Origin of the sequence: Bacteroides sp. D1 (assembly GCF_000157095.2) — a bacterium.
Taxonomy (GTDB): domain Bacteria; phylum Bacteroidota; class Bacteroidia; order Bacteroidales; family Bacteroidaceae; genus Bacteroides; species Bacteroides xylanisolvens.
Window position 1 is genome coordinate 363,863 of sequence record NZ_JH114331.1, and the last position, 20,865, is coordinate 384,727.

The 20,865-nt window shown below is 42.8% G+C and carries 13 protein-coding genes; 6 read left to right on the forward strand and 7 right to left on the reverse strand.

Annotated features, from left to right (window positions below; genetic code table 11):
- The first annotated feature begins 36 nt into the window (after positions 1-36).
- The 4 genes from BSAG_RS20135 to BSAG_RS20120 all read left to right on the forward strand — a co-directional run bounded on the left by BSAG_RS20135 (position 37) and on the right by BSAG_RS20120 (position 3,281).
- Positions 37-1,026 carry a glycosyltransferase gene (locus tag BSAG_RS20135; protein WP_004314428.1) on the forward strand — a complete coding sequence of 330 codons (990 nt, stop codon included), beginning with the start codon at positions 37-39 and terminating at the stop codon, positions 1,024-1,026.
- Between the two features lie 250 nt (positions 1,027-1,276).
- Positions 1,277-1,972 (forward strand): RadC family protein, encoded by a 696-nt coding sequence (radC, locus tag BSAG_RS20130; protein WP_004314429.1) that lies wholly within the window; start codon positions 1,277-1,279, stop codon positions 1,970-1,972.
- Between the two features lie 180 nt (positions 1,973-2,152).
- Positions 2,153-2,464, forward strand: coding sequence for an iron-sulfur cluster assembly protein (locus tag BSAG_RS20125; protein ID WP_004314431.1), 312 nt, complete (start codon positions 2,153-2,155; stop codon positions 2,462-2,464).
- A gap of 52 nt (positions 2,465-2,516) precedes the next feature.
- The gene (locus BSAG_RS20120) at positions 2,517-3,281 is read left to right on the forward strand and encodes a UDP-2,3-diacylglucosamine diphosphatase (RefSeq protein WP_004314435.1); all 765 of its coding nucleotides are present in this window, start codon (positions 2,517-2,519) and stop codon (positions 3,279-3,281) included.
- 261 nt (positions 3,282-3,542) lie between these two features.
- On the opposite strand, the gene BSAG_RS20115 is transcribed toward BSAG_RS20120, so the two are convergent.
- The 7 genes from BSAG_RS20115 to BSAG_RS20085 all read right to left on the reverse strand — a co-directional run bounded on the left by BSAG_RS20115 (position 3,543) and on the right by BSAG_RS20085 (position 17,509).
- On the reverse strand, positions 3,543-5,924 hold the full coding sequence (locus tag BSAG_RS20115; protein WP_008016761.1) for an alpha-amylase family glycosyl hydrolase: 2,382 nt from the start codon (positions 5,922-5,924) through the stop codon (positions 3,543-3,545).
- 17 nt (positions 5,925-5,941) lie between these two features.
- A complete protein-coding gene (locus BSAG_RS20110; RefSeq protein WP_008997326.1) occupies positions 5,942-7,306 on the reverse strand; it encodes a DUF5115 domain-containing protein in 1,365 nt (454 codons plus the stop codon).
- Positions 7,307-7,329: 23 nt separating this feature from the next.
- The gene (locus tag BSAG_RS20105) at positions 7,330-8,478 is read right to left on the reverse strand and encodes a SusE domain-containing protein (RefSeq protein WP_004314444.1); all 1,149 of its coding nucleotides are present in this window, start codon (positions 8,476-8,478) and stop codon (positions 7,330-7,332) included.
- A gap of 38 nt (positions 8,479-8,516) precedes the next feature.
- Positions 8,517-10,115 carry a RagB/SusD family nutrient uptake outer membrane protein gene (locus BSAG_RS20100; protein ID WP_008016762.1) on the reverse strand — a complete coding sequence of 533 codons (1,599 nt, stop codon included), beginning with the start codon at positions 10,113-10,115 and terminating at the stop codon, positions 8,517-8,519.
- Between the two features lie 20 nt (positions 10,116-10,135).
- The gene (locus tag BSAG_RS20095) at positions 10,136-13,159 is read right to left on the reverse strand and encodes a SusC/RagA family TonB-linked outer membrane protein (RefSeq protein ID WP_004312984.1); all 3,024 of its coding nucleotides are present in this window, start codon (positions 13,157-13,159) and stop codon (positions 10,136-10,138) included.
- 87 nt (positions 13,160-13,246) lie between these two features.
- Complete coding sequence (locus tag BSAG_RS20090; protein WP_004312985.1) at positions 13,247-15,457, reverse strand: glycoside hydrolase family 97 protein; 2,211 nt, start codon at positions 15,455-15,457, stop codon at positions 13,247-13,249.
- Positions 15,458-15,655: 198 nt separating this feature from the next.
- A complete protein-coding gene (locus BSAG_RS20085) occupies positions 15,656-17,509 on the reverse strand; it encodes a glycoside hydrolase family 13 protein (RefSeq protein WP_008016763.1) in 1,854 nt (617 codons plus the stop codon).
- Positions 17,510-17,752: 243 nt separating this feature from the next.
- Between BSAG_RS20085 and BSAG_RS20080 the strand changes: the two genes are divergently transcribed.
- Together BSAG_RS20080 and BSAG_RS20075 are read left to right on the forward strand one after the other, a co-directional pair.
- On the forward strand, positions 17,753-19,348 hold the full coding sequence (locus BSAG_RS20080) for a DUF6377 domain-containing protein (protein WP_004312987.1): 1,596 nt from the start codon (positions 17,753-17,755) through the stop codon (positions 19,346-19,348).
- A 73-nt stretch (positions 19,349-19,421) separates the two neighbouring features.
- Positions 19,422-20,822, forward strand: coding sequence for an alkaline phosphatase (locus BSAG_RS20075; RefSeq protein WP_004312988.1), 1,401 nt, complete (start codon positions 19,422-19,424; stop codon positions 20,820-20,822).
- Positions 20,823-20,865 lie beyond the last annotated feature (43 nt).

The following is a 20,865-nucleotide window of genomic DNA, read 5'->3' on the forward strand; positions in this document are numbered from 1 at the left end:
TTTGCATCTCAAATTCATTCTTAAAACGAATTTACTATGCGTTACTCCGTCATAATCCCCGTTTATAATCGTCCCGATGAAGTGGATGAATTATTGCAAAGTCTTACCATGCAACACTTTAAAGATTTCGAAGTCGTTGTTGTAGAAGATGGTTCCTTCATTCCCTGTAAAGAAGTAGTAGAACGGTATGCAGACCGGTTGAATATAAAATACTTCTCTAAACCTAACTCCGGTCCGGGACAGACCCGCAATTACGGGGCAGAACGTAGCGAAGGAGAATACCTTATTATATTAGATTCTGATGTCATTCTTCCCGAAGGATACTTCGATGCGGTAGAGAAGGAACTTCTCGCTTCTCCTGCCGATGCTTTCGGCGGTCCCGACCGTGCGCACGATTCTTTCACGGATATCCAAAAGGCGATAAACTATTCCATGACTTCTTTCTTTACGACCGGAGGAATCCGTGGCGGGAAAAAGAAGATGGACAAATTCTATCCCCGTAGTTTTAATATGGGAGTTCGCCGGGCAGTGTATGAGGCTTTGGGCGGATTCTCAAAGATGCGTTTTGGAGAGGATATTGACTTTAGTATCCGTATCTTTAAGAACGGCTATACTTGCCGGCTTTTTCCGGATGCCTGGGTGTATCACAAACGTCGTACTGATTTGAAGAAGTTCTTCAAGCAAGTGCATAACTCCGGCATTGCCCGTATTAATCTTTATAAGAAATACCCGGACTCTCTGAAACTGGTGCATTTGCTTCCTGCTGTATTTACGCTGGGAGTGGCACTCTTATTATTAGGAACCCCATTCTGTCTTTTCAGTTTTACGCTGATCATTCTTTATGCATTGCTGGTATGCATGGATTCTACTATTCAGAATAAGAGTCTGACTATTGGCATATATTCCATAGCCGCTGCATTTATACAACTTATCGGCTATGGTACAGGCTTTTGGCGTGCATGGTGGCAGCGTTGTGTCAGAGGGAAAGATGAGTTTGAGGCTTTCCAAAAGAATTTTTATAAGTAACCTACTTTTAATTTGTTTACTACCATTCCTATTTTTACTTAAAAGGAATGTTGCATGACACCCGGGTCTCAATACGTCTGACACCCGGGTCTCATGCTACTCAACACCCGGGTGTCAGGTATGCTGAGACCCGGGTGTCGCACAACTTGTCTCTGCATAGAAAAAAGAAGAAGCCTGCAACCAATTTTTTTCCCATTGCCTCTATCATTAAATTAAATAAGCCTACCTTTACACCTTCAAAACATAGCAAATGGAAAGTAAACACAAACTATCCATCAACCAATGGGCACTGGAGGACCGCCCACGGGAGAAAATGATGGAAAAGGGAGCAGCAGCATTGAGCGATGCCGAACTACTCGCTATATTAATCGGCTCCGGAAATACGGAAGAAAGCGCTGTTGAACTGATGCGGCGCCTGCTCCTGTCTTGTGATAACAATCTCAATTCTCTGGCAAAATGGGAAGTCTGCGATTATTCCCGTTTTAAAGGTATGGGACCGGCGAAGAGTATTACAGTGATGGCTGCATTGGAACTTGGAAAGCGTCGGAAACTGCAAAACACAAAAGAAAGGCCTCAAATCACCTGTTCAAAAGATATTTATGATATCTTTCAACCTTTGATGTGCGACCTCGAACAAGAAGAATTCTGGGTTCTTTTATTGAATCAGGCAACGAAACTGATTGATAAGGTGCGTATCAGTACCGGTGGAATAGATGGAACATACACCGATGTACGCACCATCCTTCGGGAAGCATTGCTGCAAAGAGCCACCCAAATAGCTGTGGTCCATAATCATCCTTCAGGGAATATCCGTCCTAGTCAGCCTGACAAAACACTGACAGAACATATTCGTAAAGCGGCAGATACAATGAATATCCACCTGATAGATCATGTCGTCGTTTGTGAAGACGGGTTCTTTAGCTTTGCGGATGAAGGATTGCTTTAATTTTCTCTACATCTTTATTCCCTTTTGCAACAATTTACCATCTGGGTACGTTTTTCATATTAGTGAAGATAGAGAATAGATGTAATATTCTTTAGGTACACGATGCTCATTCCGTACCTAATTTTTTATGTTTCATTTTTTATCTCTATCTTTGCGATACATAACAAAATGAGAAGACGTATGGAAAAGATTGAAATAGAAGAAAAGATTGTAGCCATGCTAAAAACGGTGTACGATCCGGAAATTCCGGTGAATGTATACGATCTTGGACTGATTTATAAGATAGATGTCTCCGATACTGGAGAAGTGGTACTTGATATGACATTGACAGCCCCTAACTGTCCGGCTGCTGATTTTATCATGGAAGATATTCGTCAGAAAGTGGAATCGGTGGAGGGTGTGACTGCGGCTACCATTAATTTGGTGTTTGAACCGGAATGGGACAAAGATATGATGAGTGAGGAGGCGAAACTCGAACTCGGTTTTCTCTAGTTACGAGTGATAACCTCATAATCAATCTCTTATAACTAACAACTCAAAACTCATGAAGAACGTTTATTTCCTTTCCGATGCGCATCTTGGGTCCCGTGCTATTGAGCATGGACGCACGCAGGAACGGCGTTTGGTGAACTTCCTTGATAGTATAAAGCACAAGGCTTCTGCTGTTTATCTGTTGGGAGATATGTTTGATTTCTGGTATGAATTCCGGCTGGTCGTCCCCAAAGGATATACCCGTTTCTTGGGAAAAATCTCCGAACTGACGGATATGGGAGTGGAAGTGCATTTCTTTATTGGCAACCATGATATATGGTGTGGGGATTATCTCACCAAAGAATGTGGTGTCATTATGCACCGTGAACCGCTGACTACCGAAATATACGGAAAAGAGTTCTATCTTGCTCATGGTGACGGACTGGGCGACCCGGACAAGAAGTTCAAACTGCTTCGTTCCATGTTTCACAGCAAAACATTACAAACATTGTTTTCCGCTATTCATCCCCGATGGAGCGTGGAACTTGGTTTATCATGGGCGAAACGCAGCAGGCAGAAACGGACTGACGGAAAGGAACCGGATTATATGGGGGAAAATCAGGAGCATCTGGTACTATATACAAAAGAGTATTTGAAAAGTCATCCCAATATAAACTTCTTTATTTACGGACATCGCCACATTGAACTTGATTTGATGCTAAGTGTCACTTCACGTGTGCTGATACTTGGAGACTGGATTAATTTCTTTTCTTATGCCGTATTCGACGGCGAGAACCTTTTTCTTGAAGAATATATAGAAGGAGAGACGCAGGTTTGAGGCGGATAGTTTCATCCCGGTTTGAAACAAAAAGTTTCCCGGTGTGAAACACTTCGTTTCTCGGTGAGAAACAAACAGTTTCAAGGCATGAAACAACTAGCTCGCTTAAAAGGATTGAAAAAGAGCTCATGCTTGAAGAGAAAAATCTCTACCGATAAGAAATAATTAAAGCAATAAATCCCTGCTCCAACATTGTGGAACAGGGATTTATTACATTATTATGGGTTGTTTTCTATGATAACTCTGATTACAACCGTTCAATCAATTGTTTACTGGAAAGTTGGTGTATAACTTGAAGCTATTAGCAGGTATAACAACAGGCTGTTCAGAACTGTTAGTCACATTCAATGTTTCACCATTCAATTCATACCAATCTCCCGTGTTACCAAAGTACACACCTGTATTAATCTGTTCATTCTTGAAATTGCCTACTACAACCAGTTTCTTTGTAGTGGATTCCAATCTTAGATAACGACCTTTATCCCAATCGGAAACACTTACTTTCCAGTCTTTGAATGCGTTGTCGCTGAATAAGTCCGGATTATCATTGCGTAATTTCAGCAAAGTGCTATAAGTGTCGTATAATCCTTTCCGATATTGGTCAGTAAGATAATCCCATTTCACAGGCTTGGCATCAGTATTCTTTTCAGTTCCCATTGTTCCATCGTACTTATACATTATGGAATAATCATATCCTAGTTCGCCAAACTGCCAAATCATTTTCGGTCCTGGAACGGTCAGGAAGAAGGCTGCATTTGTTCCCAGTTGTTTCATGCGGATATCAAGACCTGCATTTTGAAGATTGCCAAAAGCAGTTTGCTTGTATGCAACTCTTTCTTCATCATGACTTTCCATGAAATTAACCCATCCTTCAGCAGGCATTCCGCTATTTCGCATGTATGAAAAATCAGAATTGCTTGATTCTCCCATTCCGGATTGGCAATAGCTTTCATTCATATTATGCCATAGTTTCATCCCTGCTTTAGCCAATTCTGACTCTTCATCCAAATTGCAGAAGTGTTCGAGAATCATCACTGCATTAGGATTGGTCGTATTCACTGTTTTATAGTAATCTTTCAAGATAACAATACGGGAGTCATCTTTGTTGCTTGCCGTTGATTCATTGCTCTTGTTTTGAGTAAATCCTTTGGTTAAGTCAAAACGGAAACCGTCAAACTTATACTCTTCCAACAAGAACTTCAAGTTACGTTTTACAAATTCACGTACAAGCGGCGATTCGTGATTGAAGTCATGGAATACGCTGAATGGATGCGGAGCATCGACATTGAACCACGGATTATTCTTGGCTGTCTTGCTTTCTTTCGAATTCCAATAAAGTTTAGCAAATGGATGACTGCCAGTAGCATGGTTGTAGACTACATCCAGTAATACTGCAATGCCTTGTTTATGACATTCATCAATGAATTGCTTATATTCCTCTTTCGTTCCATATGCTTTGTCCATTGCAAAATAATAACATGGATTGTATCCCCAGCTATTATTCCCGTCGAATTCTTGTATAGGCATCAGTTCAATCGCATTCACTCCCAGACTCTTGATGTAGTCCAAATGTTTAGTAGCCTCTTTGATTGTACCCGTAGCAAGTTCGGAACCTACTTGTGTGAAGTCACGGAATAGTAACTCATAGATTACCATATTGTCAGGATTATCAATCTTGAAGTCGGATACTTGCCAATTGTAGGATGCCGGTTTTGTTTGGAATACGGAGACAATGCCTGTTGTCTTTCCATTCGGATACTGTATGGCACTAGCCGGATAAACTCCTTGTTCTACAAGATATTTATCGTTCGAGCCATCCAGCACTTTTTCACAATAGGGGTCGCCAATACGAACATTGCCGTCTTTTTCACTACCCATGTAATATTGGAAACCATACTCTTTGGCGGGGTCGATGCCTGTAACGGTGTACCACCAGAAGTGTTTGTCGTTATCACGCTTCATCTGATATTCAGTACTAAGTTCCCAATCATTGAAGTCGCCAATGAGACAAGCATAATCCTTGTAATTGTTATCCGTATCCAAATCGTATAGTGCGAAAGTCACAGACGTTCCGTCAGCCGATGGATGGATACCCGCTTCTTCTACCGGGCAGGCAGCTATCTCTACCGGAGCCGGTGTGAAAGTCTTGTCTCCTGTTACTGTGATAAAAAAGTCGCTGGTTTTCTTTTCGTCAGTCAACGCTTCATCATTGCGGAAGAGGATGCAGACATTTTGAATGTTTGCTGCATTTTCCGCGCCAAACCATTCGCGTACTGTCGGGGCAAGTGTAAAGCACCAAATATTATCCGCCACTTTCTCTGCCTTGTATTTATCTTCATTTACCCCCCATTCCGTAGGAACATACATCCAGTCATTGATACCGATGTGAACATATACATCACCTTCATAGCCGTACAAGTCGTCGCCGGCTGCTGCTTTATACCAGATTTTACCTTGCTTGTCGCCCTTGAATTTAGTGGGGTAATTATTGATTCCTTCTACCAATTCTTCGATAGACGGCTCGTGATCCAGTTCGGGGATTTCCGGACCGGTGATTAACATCTCATGGTTTTCGTCGGAACATGCTACTATCGTGAATAGACAGAGCAGCATCCGGAATATATGTTTTATATCTTTTTTCATAATGTATTTTCCATTTATTATTCTTTGATGAGGACTAGTCTACCGTTCAGATAGAATTTGATGGTATAGTTACCGGTTGCGTCCATTGAAATATTATCTCCAGCAAAAGGACTGGGTGTATCTAATGTTCCCCCGAAACTAACACCGGAGTCCCAACTGGAATTGACGCGGAGTTTAAATTCACCCACAGTCATTTCAGTCTTTGCAGTCCAGCATTTTTCTGTTGCATCATAAGTTAATTCTTTGCCGTTTTCCCATCCTCCTGTGGCTGTACCTATAATATCCATAGATGTTATTTCTGTTGCAGAGACGTACTTGTCGTCCAAATTGACTACAATGTAATAAATACCCTGTGGTAAAGATAAGTTTCCACCATCATTTGTCATACCTTCTTTCGAGGTAAAATAGTCATATCCATAATCAAGTCCGCCATTCGAACCATCCGGCCAATAGGGCTGTGCGGTAAACTTAAAGCCACCGTTCAATTCCGACATTCCCCAATAAGCATTGTTTCCTTCTGGCTTATATAAAGTCGGTGCTTGTGAAGGCTTCCATTCCTGATGATTTCCTGGTATCCATAAATGAGGTGCATCCATTGTTTTCTCAATCTTGTAAGTGCCTTCCATCATGTTGATGGAGATTCTAACTGATTTATAATCGCCACCGGATATTTTGATAGGATTTGCTGTTTCTGATAAAATGAGATTGCCTTCTGGAGCATCGTTGTCTGCATCAACCGCGCCAAGTGATTTGCCTGAGTTGGATTTAATCAGGAAATAGGCATCTTTTGCACCGGTGTTATCTGTAACCAGAGCAGGAACTGTTGTTGTAAAGACTGAATTGGTATAAGGATCACCACTTGTATTAACAAATGCTACATTCTGTTCCCAAGTCAGAGAGCCATTAATATAATAAGCGCTTTCAATAACCGGTGCTTCCGGAGTAACTTTCAACTCATAGCTTTCAGCCGGTGCCGCATATACTGTCTTTCCGACAGCCACGTATGACGTTAATACTGCATTCATGGTACGTTCTACCGGACGGATACCATATATTTGCGCCACTGCATTCTGCAAATCTTCCGTTGCTACGTATCCTTTGTCGTCTACAATTAAAGTCACTTTATTATCTAACTTCATTTTATAGGATAAAGTGGCTTCTTCTTCAACGGCAGGAGCTGTAAATACGGCAACCGCTACGGATTCTTCCTCGACATTTCCAATATTAATCGGGGCTACACCTGTAGCTGTAAAAGTTATTTTGCCGGCAGCTTCTTCCTGTCCGTAAGACTGTGGGGAAGCTACCCCTTCATTAAAATCTTCGTTGCAGGCTGTTAGTGCGGCAGCCAGTAACACGGTTATATATATTGATAATTTTTTCATATCTATCTGCATTTAAGATTAATCTATTTTGCTTTGAAGTAATAGCACTCGTCCAGTTCGTTGAACAGTACAGTATAATCACCCGGTTTGCAACTGATGGTAGCTCCATCAACAAATGAGCCGAATGGGAATACCTCTCCACCCCAAGTCTTGTCGCCGGAAGTAAATTTGGCTTTGCAGCTTGCCGCGATTGTTATGTCGGCATACCATACATGTGAATGCTCCATGGTAACTTTGGTCATGTTTACAGATTCCGAACCATAAATCAATGTGACGGCATCATATTCTGTCGGTTGAGTTTCAAAAGTAGTAGCTTTCATTGTCAGTTTATTTTCAAGCGTATTGAGATGAAGTGTGTACCAGCCGGCCGCATTCACTTTAATATTTTGAGAGTTCTTGTCATTTACCAAATTGGTGAATCCTTCGCTGTCAGCATTTCCCCATTGGTCGTCCCATGCACCGGGAGTAGCCACTACCTTAAATCCTTTATCTGCTGGGATATATCCTGTGTAGGTAAATTCTCCTTTACCAGTATTGGCATCATACGCATATCCTTTTACCAGTGACATCGGGAAATAAGCGGTACCTGCTGCCATTGTCGGATTTCCCCAGGGAACTTCACCGATGAAATCGCCCAGTAAATAATAAGTGGCAGGAACGGCATCAGATATATCCATATAATAAGGTATAACTTTCAATTCTATCGAATTGGAATGTATAGGATACCCTTTATCTCCGATATGTGCGTACAAACGTACAAATACACTCATCGGTTCGCCGTCATAATCATTCTCCGATGTCCAGCCGGCAAGTTTTACGATTGCCTTATTCAATTCCTGTGTGTTGGCATCCACTTTGGCTGATGTAGATATGAAAGGTAGTGTCAGATAAGAGGCGTCTGCCGTTTCCGTTTCATCAGTCCATTTGTCTGTTAAATCCGCTTGCATGGTGTAAGTCACTACGGCAGGGTAGCCATAGTCCGGTTGCGTACAAGTCAACTCGATATTCTTGGATTGATTTAGGTCATAGACGTTGTACGTTGCATTGGCAGGGGTGTTCAATACAAAAGTAGTAGGTTCCTGTATGGTAGGATTTGAGTCCCTGTCATCCTCGCAGGCGGTCAGCAGGGCTGTCGCTACTAGTATGGACGTCAATATATTTATTTTTTTCATATTACTCTGTTTATTTAAAAGTATAACTTCGGTCTGATTTAATACTCGGGATTCTGATCCAGATTTGTATTCGCATTGATATCATTGGCAGGAATAGGATAAATGTTGCGGAACTCTTTTATTTCAGTACCTTGTTTTTCTCCACCTTTCCAATCCCAGTTATAGTCGGTGTGTCCGCCGAAATCGCCGAAACGAATCAAGTCAATGCGGCGGCGACCTTCAAACCAGAACTCACGTGCCCATTCGTCACGGATGTCCGTCAATGTATATGAATCAGATTCGGCGGCGTTCGCACGCTTACGGATTTCATGCATAGCGTCTATGGTCTCCTGAGTAGAAACACCATTGTTGGCACGGATACTGGCTTCTGCTACAATCAGATAAGCTTCTGCCATACGAAGAAGAGGTATATCCATATCAGGATTATCCGTATCGCTTGTCAGTCCGTTGTCTGCACGGATGTTCGAGAATTTGGCACATGCGAATCCGTCCGTAAAGCTCATATTGTCTCCTGTCGACGTACTTCTCTGCACTCCGCACATCAAGGCACGGTCATCTTTTGCTGCCACTACCATCTGGTCTTCCAATACGGAAGGAGCATCATTTACGTTTGGGAAGAATTTGGCTACCATTGCCTGACGACAATGCGGGCCGCCCCATCCTTGCTTACTTCCCCAGGGATTCATGCCTGTGTCACTTTTGTGCGTACCTGCAATCAAGAACAGCGAACCACCCCAACTCTTGGTTCTCACACCATCCTGCAAAATGGGAAGTATCACTTCCTGTCTTGCCTTGTTGACATTGCTGCCATCATTATCTGCCATGAACAGGTGTTTGTAGACGGGAGCCAGTTTATAGCCGGAACCAATCACTTTTTGGGCATATTCCTTGGCTTTTCCCCATTGAGGCGTGCCGGTATAGACTTCTGCGTTGAGATACATACGTGCCAGCAATAACCAGGCGGCAACACGGTCTACACGGCCGTAAGTCGTTTGAAGCGGCTGTGCCAGTGTGGCGGTAGCGTCGTCACCGATTTCTTTCAACTCTTCTTCAATCTTCGCGAAAAGATCCGCACGTTGTATTTGCTGAGGCTTCTCTGTCGATACTTTATCGCAATAAGGCGGATTGCCGAACATATCCATCAGGTAATAGTTATTCAAAGCACGGATAAAACGTACTTCTGCACGTTGGCGTGTCGTTTCATCATCTGTCAGTCCTTCCGTTTGTTCCAGGAAGTAGTTGCACAATGTGATGTCAAATGTCAGACGGTAATAGAGTCCTGTCACGATTTCATTGGAAGAACTCCAACTGCAATCGGCAATAGTAGCGACACCGGCATCGTTCCATGAATTGACAATCGCTTCATCTGTCATCAATTGGTTGGCACACCAAGTCATACGGTAGAAAGAGGAAGTACCTTCGTCGATGTCGTCCAAGTCACCGCTTCCGTCGGGGCCTTTCTGACCTGTCAGTCCGAGGGTTCCATATATCTTGTTAAAAACGCTTGCCTGGTCGAATGTCATCACTATATTCGGGTCGATAGGAGTCGCATCCAGGTCACCGATACATGAAGTCACGCTGACTGCCAGTAATAGTGAGGCAGCCGATAGGATTGATTTTATATATCTGAATTTCATAATTGGTATTTTTAGTAGGTTTAGAAATTAAGGCTTAAACCGATTAATGTAGTCAGAGGACGCGGATAAATATTGTTATCCAATCCCTTTTCTACTTCAGGGTCAAGTCCTTTGTATTTGGTGATAGTGAATACGTTCTGTACGGCTGCATATACGCGTCCGCCAATCGGAGCGCCGAACAGCTTTTTGAACGAGTATCCCAAAGTGATGTTGTCACATTTCATGAAGGAAGCATTCTGTACGAAGTAATCGGATAATAAGGTGTTGTCTTTCAGGTTCTGGATATTATTTGCCACTCCCATCAACGGACGGTTGTTGAGTGCGCCGAATGAATAGACAGAGGTTGGGTTGCAGTCGGAACCACCTGCTTCGACAGAGTTATACACATAGTTGTTCAGGCTGGCGCGCAGTGAGAAACTGAAATCCCATGACTTGTATGAAAGACGGGAAGTAAGTCCCATAAGTACGTCGGCTGTCGGCTTTTTGTAGAAGTAGCGGTCGTCGCCGTTAATCGTTCCGTCTCCGTTGCGGTCTACAAATTCGTTCTCGATAGGCTTTCCATTCTCGTCATACACTTGCTGGTAAACATAGAAGGAAGAAGCCGGATGCCCTACGGCATGCGCCATTGCTTTCATATCACGTCCGCCACCGATATTGTCTCCGGCAGCAACATAATAATTTTCGCTATCTCCGGTAGTTAATTTGGTGATTTCGTTTTTGTTGTAAGTGATATTGAAGCCAAGGTCCCATGTCCAGTCGGTAGTTACAACCGGTTTTGAATTAATAGAGAATTCGATACCTGAATTTTCTAATGAACCGACGTTGGACAATACCTTGTTTTTGAAGTTCGTTCCGGCAGAAACGAATACGCTGTTCAGCAAATCGGTGGTCTTGCGATAGTAATAATCCACAGCACCGTTGATGCGGTTGTTCAGGAATCCGAAGTCCAAACCTACATTATAAGTGGTCGTCTTTTCCCATTTCAAGTCCGGGTTGTATGCATTCGGGCGGTAAGTGGTTCCTTCTCCCAGGATAGGATAGTAAGCCCCGTCTTTGTTTGTCTCATAAACAGCCAGATACGGATAGTCGCCCGAATTGATATTCTGCTGACCGGTAATACCATAGCCAAGACGAAGTTTTAAATCAGAAAGTACATCAACGTCTTTCAGGAAAGCTTCTTCTTTCAACTTCCATCCCAAGGCAAAAGACGGGAACAATCCCCAACGGTTGTTTTTGTGGAAACGGGAAGAACCATCCTGGCGTACGGTTGCCGTAAACAGGTAACGGTCCAACAGTGTGTAATTGACACGACCGAAGAAAGATACCAGATAACTTTCCGTAGCCGAACCACTTGAGGTATTGTTGTAACGCTGACCTCTGTTCTCTACCACGTTGTTCGACAGCGGATAGAGTCCCCAATATTCCTGGTCGGACGTATCATGGAAGTGCTGCCATTCATAGCCTGCCATTACATCGAAACGATGTTTGTCGGTAAAATCTTTGCTGTATTGCAGGTAAGCATTCAAAGAGAGGTTGTACTTGTCTTTCTGTTCCCAGCCATAGCTGCCATAATAGTTGTTGGTCGAAGAATAGGGAGAGACATCCGTATATTGCTTACCCGTAGAGAGGTCCATACCACCGTTCACGTGTGCGTGCAAGTCCGGCAAGAAATGAAACTTATAATCCAGTTCCAGATTACCGATTAAAGATTTGGAGATGGCACGGTCGTCCTTTTCTTCCAACAAGGCAACCGGATTACCCGGAGCATTGCTGTTGAAAGTACGTTTCCATGTGTCGTCATTCAAAGAAGAAGCGTCCGTATTCCATTGGAAATATCCGTCGAAATAATATTGATGGTAAGGATCGTCGGAGCGGACGGACTGTGTAGGGTCAAAGCTGACCGCAGAACCTACCGCACTACCGTCAGCGTAGCGGTTCTTGGCAATCATACCTTTCAGGTTGGCATTTACTTTCAGATGGTCTTCAAAGAAAGAAGGAGCCAAGCTGACAGAAGCCGTATAACGTTCGAACTTGGATGTTTTCACAATACCGTTCTGGTTGGTATAACCGAACGATACACGGTAAGGCATATTCTTCAATCCACCGGAAATGGTGAGGTTATGGTCTGTACTTACGGCTGGGCGGAATATTTCTTTCTGCCAGTCGGTGTTGGCATTTCCTAATTTGCTATAAGCTTCGCTGTCTTCTCCCCAAATGTCTTTGATGAAAGAACGGAACTGGTCTCCGTCCATTACGTCGACGGTAGATTTTACAGTGCTGACAGATACATTGCCGTCATAAGAAATGGTAGGACGTGCGCCTGCCTGACCTTTCTTCGTTGTAATGATGATAACGCCATTAGAAGCACGCGAACCGTAGATGGCGGTAGCCGAAGCATCTTTTAATACGGTAAAGCTTTCAATATCATTCGGATTGACCATAGACAGAGGATTGGCCAAACCTTTCACTCCCTTATTATCCATTGCCAGACCGTCGATTACAATCAGCGGGTCGTTTTCTGCAGTCAGTGAAGAACCGCCACGAATACGAATCGTTGCGCCCTCGCCCGGAGCTCCGCCTTTGCTGATAACGCTTACACCGGCAATCTTACCAGTCATCATATCCTGTGCGTTGGTAATCAAACCTTTGTTTAGTTTGTCCGGTTTGATGGCCGTAACCGAACCGGTCATATCGTTCTTTTTCACCGAGCCGTAGCCGATAACGACTACTGCGTCCAGTACTTGAGAATCATCTTCCAATGTAACCATAACAGTAGAAGCCGCTTTCACTTCTGCTGATTTATAGCCGACGAATGAAACGGAAAGAATGGCATCTTTCGGTACATTCAACATAAAGTTACCATCGAAATCAGTTATTGTTCCATTGGTTGTACCTTTCACCAGTACGTTAGCACCGATGACAGGCTCACCCGTTGTGTCTTTCACATGCCCCTTGACAGCTATTTGCTGAGCAAATGCTCCAATGGAAAGGAAGAGTCCCACCAATAATGTGAGCAGGGCTTTTAGTCTTAAGCTCTTTTTCATGTCTCTAATTTAAAGTTATTTTATCAAAATCAAATATATCTCTCTAAAAAATACCTACTGAAAACTATATTCTCCCAATCTTATTCCCTAAAATTTCTTTAGTCCTTTTACTTCCGCTTTATCCTTTACTTCCTTGATACTGATGGCATAACCGCCACCGTTGGCAGCGCGCAAGTTCAGTTTGCTTTTGTTTGTCAGGATACCTTTTTTGATGGTATAAGCTTGCGGATTTTCTTTCCAGTCGGCATCTTTAGCATCCGCATAAACAGTGGCAATGTATTGTTTTCCCGGTGTGAGGAAGTCGAATACCAGTTTGGAAGTATGACCGTTCTCACCGGCTGTACAACCTACATACCAGTCGCCTGTACCTTTTGCCTTACGGGCGATAGTGATATATTCTCCCGGTTCTGCTTCCAGATAGTTTGTTTCGTCCCAGTCGATTGCCACGTCTTTGATGAATTGGAAAGCATCCATGAAACGTTCGTAGTTTTCAGGAATATCGGCAGCCATTTGCAGCGGGCTGTACATGGTCACGTACAAGGCTAACTGGCGGGCGATGGTAGAACGTACCTGTGAATTGTTTGCAGGATTCATCTTGTTACAATGAGTTTCGAAGATACCCGGAGTGTAATCCATCGGGCCGCCGACCAAACGGGTGAAAGGAAGTATAGTTGTGTGATATACTTTGTTTCCGCCGAATGATTCGTATTCGGTTCCGCGTGCGGATTCGTTGCCGATTAAGTTAGGATACGTGCGGCAGATACCTGTCGGGCGGGTTGCTTCGTGAGCATTTACCATGATTTTGTAGTCGGCTGCTTTCGTCACTGCATACAGGTAGTGGTTGTTCATCCATTGTCCGTAGTGGTGTTCGCCGCGCGGAATGATATTGCCTACATAACCGCTCTTTACAGAATTGTAACCGTTGTCTACCATAAACTGGTAAGCCTTGTCCATATGGCGTTCGTAGTTGCGGACAGATGCGGAAGTTTCGTGGTGCATCATCATCTTGATACCTTTGCTCGCTGCGTAACGATGTACTTCTTTTACATCGAAATCCGGATACGGAGTGACGAAGTCGAATACATAGTCCTTGCTATTGCCGAACCAGTCTTCCCAACCTTCATTCCAGCCTTCTACCAATACAGCGTCGAACCCGTTTGCTGCGGCGAAGTCAATATAGCGTTTCACGTTGGCAGTGTTGGCAGAATGTTTGCCGTTCGGTTTGGTTTTAGAGTAATCCGTTTCTCCCAGTTTTACGCTAGTCAGTTCGTCGGTATAAGCCCATGAACCTTTTCCGGTAATCATATCCCACCATACGCCGATATATTTCACAGGCTTCACCCATGAAGCGGCATCTGTGATTTTGCATGGCTCATTCAGGTTCAGAGTGATGCGGGATGCAAGAATATTGCGGGCATCATCGCTGACGATAACGGTACGCCACGGAGTATTACAGGGAGTTTGCAGATAACCTTTGTCTCCTTTAGCATCCGGAGTCAGCCAGGATTCGAATACCATATTTTTGTCGTCCAGATTCAGGTGCATACATGAGTAATCGATGAGAGCAGCTTCGTGAAGATTGATATATAAACCGTCATCCGTTTTCATCATCAGTGCAGTCTGTACGCCTGTCTGTGAGAAAGGAGTCTGAGAAGAGTTCGGAGTAATGGCTTCTTTCATCAAACCTCTGATTTCTGACAGGCGGGAGATAGTGTAATCATATTCCTGAGTGTCATAGTCGCCCGGTATCCAGTAAGCGATGTGGTCGCCTGCCATTGCAAACTGGGAATGTTCTTCTTTGATGATGAAGTAGTTCAGAGATTTTTGCTGCGGGAATTCGTAGCGGAATCCTAAACCATCGTTGAACAACCGGAAACGGATAAGGATAGAACGGTCGTTCATGGGCTGATACAGCGTGGCTGCCAGTTCGTTATAATGATTGTGGATTTCTTTTTCTTCTCCCCATACCGGTTGCCAAGTTTCGTTGAATGTGGAAGTCTTGACGTCTTTCACTTCGAATCCGTTATAAAGATTAGTCTTTGAATCAAGTTTTGTCAGATCCCGGCGGTCTACCCAGTCGAAATCTGTGCGGGTATTATCTTCTTTCTTTAATTCCAGTCCCAGGGTACTTGGTTTGATAACCGTTTTGCCTTTATAAATCAAGTCGTACGTTGGAGCACCTTCTTTGTTAACCTGGAAGGTCATTACTAGATTTCCATCCGGCGAAGTGAGTTTCTGTTGTGCATTCGCTATAAACGAGATACAGAAAAATGCGATAAGCAAAAGATTCTTTTTCATTTTATTTTTATGGTATTAAATTGTGAGCTAACCTATGTTTTTATTCCTTTTGTTTCGGATATTGCAAATGTAGCGACCGTCTGAACTGAGTTTTCCAATTGGAATAAAAATACAAGTTAGTATAAACTTTATTATTTTGATTTATAGCTAAATAACTGCTTGGGTACTTCGGATAAATATAAGTCGTAGTGAACTTCTTTAAAAGGATAAAAGGTATATCCCACGGCTCGGAAGTGTTAAATCCTTTCCTAATTCTACTTTTTTATCTTCCAATACATTGTATGCAGAAGTATCAGGCAGTATTTCCCGGTAAGTATCCAAACTGATAGTCTGTTCCCGGTCTGTTCCATTCAGGAGAACAACGACTGATTTATCACCCTGTTTCCTTTCGTACGCATAGATACCTTTACTCGGTGCGAAGTGTTTCAGTTTTCCTTTGGCTATAACTTCGTTTCCTTTTCTCCATTGGAGCAGTTTCTTCAGATAAGAGAAAGCTTCATTTTGTAGCGGAGTGCGGTTTGCCGCATCGAAGTAATTATGAGTATCATTTTGCCAGCCGCCCGGAAAGTCACAGCGAAGTAATCCGTCACCGTTGGCTTTATCGGCAGCCATCAGGATTTCTGTTCCGTAATATATTTGTGGAATTCCGCGTGTTGTCAGAAGGAACACTAATGCTTGTTTGTATCGGTTCAGGTTTTTAGTATCCGCTTCCGAACGATAAAAACGGGAAGTGTCGTGATTATCCAGGAAAGTCAATAGATTCATCGGGTTGGCAAAGACGATATCTTGCGACAGGTATTCGTAAAGTCGGCACAGTCCGCCGTTCCAGTCGGTTGTTTCCTCATCGAAAGCTTTGTTCATATGTTCCATCAATGGGAAGTCCATAACAGTGGGCAGGTAGGTGTTTTTAGGATAGGTCAGTTTGCTGTCTTTCTGCCAATAAGAGATAAGTACATTGCTGCCTAACCAAGTTTCGCCTACAATATTGAATTTGGGATATTCTTCGTTCACTGCCTTGCACCAATGAGCCATCATGTCAAAGTCCGCATAAGGGTGCGTATCCTGGCGGATTCCGTTAATACCGGCATACTCTATCCACCAGATACTGCTCTGAATCAGATAAGTAGCTACATGGCGGTTCCGTTGGTTGAAATCTGGCATAACCTGGCTGAACCAACCGTCAACTGCTATTTTCTTTTCGTAATCAGAAGCATACGGGTCTAGTTGGGTGGCAGTCTTAAAAGTTGTCTGCACATAGTTGCCTTTGAAGTTGAACCAGTCTTTGGATGGCATATCCTTATATAGATAGTTTTCACTACCGCAGTGGTTGAAAATCATATCCATGACTACTTTCATCCCTTTGGCATGTGCCTGGTCTACAAGGTTCCGGAATTCTTCATTATTCCCAAAGCGGCGGTCTGCCTGATAATAATCAGTGATGGCATAACCGTGGTAAGAGCCTTCCTTCATGTCATTCTCCTGAATCGGATTCAGCCATATGCTCGTCACACCTAAGTCCGCGATATAATCCAGATGCTTTTCTATCCCTTTGAAATCACCGCCATGGCGGGCGAAGGAGTCGTTACGGTCTACTCTGGCTTCCAACATTCCGGAAATTATATCATTAGAAGAATCACCGTTAGCAAAACGATCCGGCATAATGAGATAAAGCACATCGCTAGAGTTGAAACCTTCTATCTGAGAAGAACCCGGCTTTCTTTCTTTGAGTTCATAAGGAATTACAGTCTGTTTTTTACCTTGTTTCAGAATCATGTTGAATGTCTGCGGGGCTGCTTCCGAGATATTCAGATAGACAATCAGATAATTTGGATTTTCTAGCTTGACAACCTCTTGCAAGGTGATGTCTTCGGAAGAGATACTGACTTCTGCAAATGCTATATGTTCTCCATATAGCAAAACCTGCAACTCCGGATTTTTCATACCTGCCCACCAAAAAGCAGGGACTACTTTTTTTATGACAGTTGCGGCATATACCGGGCTGCAACCAAATAGTAGTACAAGTAAGATTACAAATAGAAAATTCTTTTTCATGGTAACATAGATTTTAAATGTTTGCTCGGCGAACCGATGTTGCAAATGTAGGGGGATAGGGGAAAGCATTTGGGGACTAGAATATAAATATAAATACTTGTGATGCTCATTTTGTTGAAAATGAATGCATTGCTTGTGAAAAGACTATGAGAAAATACAAGTAGGAATTAAAATTATTTTGACCGTCTGTTTCATAATCATTACTATATTCATTATATTTGTGACATCTTTAAAAAGTAACCTATGAGAAATATAGCCTATATCTTAGCTTTTCTTTTAGTTTGTCCGACTTTACTGTTTGCGACACAGACGGATGATAATGCGGCAGTCCTTAAAAGACTGGATGATATTATAAATAAGAAAGAGACTTTTCAGGTTCAGAAAGAGAAAGCTATTGATGCGCTGAAAATGCAGCTCGCTCATTCGGTTGCTCCTGCTGATAAATATCGCTTGTATGGTTCTTTGTTCGATGCTTATCTTCATTATCAGGCAGATTCTGCACTTTATTATATAAACAGGAGACAACAGCTTCTCCCCCAACTGACCCGTCCGGAATTGGCAGATGAGATAATAATTGACCGTGCAACAGTATTGGGAGTGATGGGAATGTATATTGAAGCCATGAAAGAACTGGAGAGCATAAATTCGGAGAAGCTGGACAAACAAACATTACTATCCTATTATCAGACTTATCGTGCCTGTTATGGTTGGCTTGCAGACTATACCACTAATAAAGAGGAAAAGAAGAAATACCTGACAAAGACAGATTTATACAGGGACTCTATCATTGGTATAATGCCGCCCGAAATAAACCGTACGATTGTACTGGCTGAGAAATGTATCGTTACAGGTAAGGCTGATACAGCTTTGGTGATGCTCAGCGACGCGTTGAAGGATGCGGTTGACGAACGTCAGAAAGTCTATATCTACTATACGCTGTCCGAAGCATATGGCATGAAAGGCGATATGGAAAAAGAAGTATATTATCTGATATTGACAGCTATTGCCGATTTGGAATCTTCGGTCAGGGAATATGCTTCATTGCAGAAACTGGCACACTTGATGTATGAACTGGGCGATGTAGACCGCGCTTACAAATATCTGAGCTGTTCGATGGAAGACGCCGTAGCTTGCAATGCCCGCCTGCGTTTTATTGAGGTGACGGAGTTCTTTCCTATTATCGACAAGGCTTATAAACTGAAGGAAGAAAAAGAACGTGTGGTTTCACAGGCAATGCTTGTCAGCGTCAGTCTGTTGTCTTTCTTTCTCCTTATTGCTGTTTTCTATTTGTATCGTTGGATGAAGAAACTGTCTGCCATGCGGCGTGACTTAAGCTTGGCGAACAAACAAATGCAGGCAGTAAACAAAGAACTGGAACAGACGGGGAAAATTAAAGAGGTGTATATCGCCCGCTATCTGGACAGATGCGTCAACTATCTGGATAAGCTGGAAACTTACCGTCGTTCACTGGCGAAGCTGGCTATGGCGTCACGTATTGAAGACTTGTTCAAAGCCATCAAGTCCGAGCAGTTTATCCGTGACGAGCGGAATGAATTCTATAATGAGTTTGATAAGTCTTTCCTGAAACTGTTCCCGAACTTTATTACCGCCTTTAATGAACTGCTGGTAGAAGAAGGGCGCATATACCCGAAATCCGATGAACTGCTGACAACGGAACTCCGCATTTTTGCCCTTATTCGCTTGGGAGTGATAGATAGTAACAAGATAGCCCATTTTCTGGGCTACTCTTTGGCGACTATCTATAATTATCGTAGCCGGATGCGTAACAAGGCTGCCGGTGATAAGGACAGGTTTGAGCAAGATGTGATGAATTTGTAATATGGCATCCGGATAATTTCTTCTTTTTTTCTACCTTTGTAGACAAATAATCTAAAAATAAATATACTAGAGAATGAAAAAGTTAATCTACACATTGTTCTTTGTCTTTATCTCCGTTGTAGCCAACGGGCAGGCAAAGTACGTATTCTATTTCATCGGGGATGGAATGGGAGTCAATCAAGTAAATGGTACGGAGATGTATCAGGCGGAAATTCAAAATGGCCGTATTGGTGTTGAACCTTTGTTATTTACTCAATTCCCGGTTGCTACTATGGCAACTACTTTCTCTGCTAAAAATTCAGTAACCGACTCTGCTGCTGCAGGTACTGCATTAGCAACAGGCAAGAAGACTTATAATCATGCAATTTCTGTGGGAGAGGACAAGAATGCTATTCAGACTGTAGCAGAAAAGGCAAAGAAAGCTGGTAAGAAAGTTGGTGTAACTACTTCTGTTAGTGTAGATCATGCTACTCCTGCCGCATTCTATGCACATCAACCCGATCGTAATAGATATTATGAAATAGCTTTGGATTTGCCAAAAGCAAATTTTGATTTTTATGCAGGTGGTGGTTTTCTTAAACCGACTACATCTTTTGACAAGAAAGAAGCCCCAAGTATTTTCCCTATTTTTGAAGAAGCCGGATATACAGTAGCACGTGGCTACAATGACTATAAGGCAAAAGCTGCAAAAGCAGAAAAGATGATCCTGATTCAGGAAGAAGGTGCTAATCCATCTTGTTTACCTTATGCTATCGATCGTAAAGAAGGTGATTTGACTTTAGCGCAGATTACAGAAAGTGCCATTGATTTTCTTACTAAAGATAATAAGAAAGGGTTTTTCTTGATGGTAGAAGGTGGCAAAATAGACTGGGCGTGTCATGCGAATGATGCTGCTACAGTGTTCAACGAAGTAAAGGATATGGATAATGCTATCAAGGTAGCTTATGAGTTTTATAAAAAGCATCCGAAAGAAACCCTTATTGTCGTTACTGCCGACCATGAAACAGGTGGTATTGTGCTGGGTACAGGAAAATATGAATTGAACCTGAAAGCATTGCAGCATCAGAAACATTCTGCTGACGGACTTTCACAACGTATCAGCGAATTGAGAAAATCAAAAGGCAATAAAGTGACTTGGGAAGATATGAAAACATTCCTGGGCGAAGAAATGGGTTTCTGGAAACAATTCCCTATTTCTTGGGAACAGGAAAAGAAATTACGTGATGAGTTTGAAAAATCATTCGTGAAGAATAAAGTCGTATTTGCTGAAAGTATGTACTCTAAGAGTGAACCGATGGCTGCACGTGCTAAGGAAGTGATGGATGAGATTGCTATGGTAGGTTGGGTAAGTGGCGGTCACTCTGCCGGTTATGTACCTGTATTTGCTATCGGCGCAGGTTCTCAACTGTTTGGAGAAAAGATTGATAACACGGAGATTCCTAAAAGAATTGCGAAAGCAGCCGGATACAAATAAATATCGGTAAAGACATAAAAAAACCGGGAGTCCAAAAACTTCC